The sequence below is a fragment of the Roseateles sp. genome (assembly GCF_049240545.1).
Taxonomy (GTDB): Bacteria; Pseudomonadota; Gammaproteobacteria; order Burkholderiales; family Burkholderiaceae_C; genus Paucibacter_A.
In genome coordinates this window covers 1-1,207 of sequence record NZ_JBMLSK010000331.1, presented here as the reverse complement: position 1 = coordinate 1,207, position 1,207 = coordinate 1, and the positions used below count along the sequence as shown (strand labels likewise).

Genomic DNA, 1,207 nt, shown 5'->3' with positions numbered 1-1,207 from the left:
TTGGCCACACCTTGGTATCCGGCGTCTGCGAAGACATCGCTTTCCTCGCCGTGCAGGAGGCCAGCGGCCTGGGTCACATCATTGACGTTGGCAGCCGTGCCGATGACGGTGTGCACCAGACCCGATTCAGCATCCACGCCAATGTGGGCCTTCATGCCGAAGTGCCACTGGTTGCCCTTCTTGGTCTGATGCATCTCCGGGTCACGCTTACCCGTGCTGTTCTTCGTCGAACTCGGCGCCGCGATCAGCGTCGCGTCCACCAAGGTTCCGGTCTTGAGCATCAGGCCCTGCGCGGCCAAGCCCGCGTTGATCGTCTTCAGAATCTTCGGCGCCAGCTCGTGCTTCTCCAGCAGATGGCGGAAGCGAAGGATCGTGGTCTCGTCCGGTATCCGGCGTGCGCCTGCCAGCCCTGCGAACTGTCGGTACAGCGGCCGCTCGTGACGTTCTTCTTCCATCGCCGGGTCGCTCAGGTTCCACCACAGTTGCAGGCAGTGGATGCGCAGCATCACTTCCACCGGAAACGGCGGACGGCCACCCAGGGCTTGGTGCGCCCCTCGTGCATGCGGCGTGACCAGCGCGATCAACTCGGGCCATGGCACAACGACGTTCATCTCGTCGAGGAAGACCTCCTTGCGGGTCTTCTTGAGCAGCGGGTCAAAGCCGAGGTTGGTCTGTTCCATGACTCGTATCTTGCCCCTCGGTCAAGCCCGGCACCAGTCGGGGTGACACGGGGTTTTGCAGACGTTCCTCAGAATTGAAACCACCCTCTCAGATAACAGCGGGGACAAAGTTGTGAGAGAAGTTTTCTTGTGCGTGTCATTGCTTCTGGTTGCATGGGCTGTTGGTGCGGAGATAATGTTGATATTGGGTGGCTCAAGTATGGATCGTGCTCGGTCCGAAAAAGAAGATCTCATCAATTCGCAGAACTTCTTTACAAGGAACCTTTCGCGCGTCCTGTATTGGGTGCTAGAAAATCGCCCTTTTGTTGGAATAGCCGGAGTCGTATTGTTCCTTACAGCAACTCTTTTTGGGAGATAAAATGAATGCATCGTCCTTCAATTCAATGGTGGATGGACTGAAGACTGTAGTTTCTACTGCCGTAGGTATCGCATATGGTCCCAGGGCCAAAGCCTATGTCGAGGTAGCCCTTGGGCATCTGATCGTTGCACACACTTGACACAAGTGTTTGGTCCCGCTATTCTCCCTC

Annotated in this window: 1 protein-coding gene; it reads right to left on the bottom strand. The window is 56.8% G+C overall.

Annotated elements, in window-relative coordinates:
• The coding region (locus ACOVRJ_RS20390; RefSeq protein WP_422045654.1) for an IS5 family transposase at positions 1–680 on the bottom strand (680 nt) is incomplete at its 3' end.
• Positions 681–1,207 lie beyond the last annotated feature (527 nt).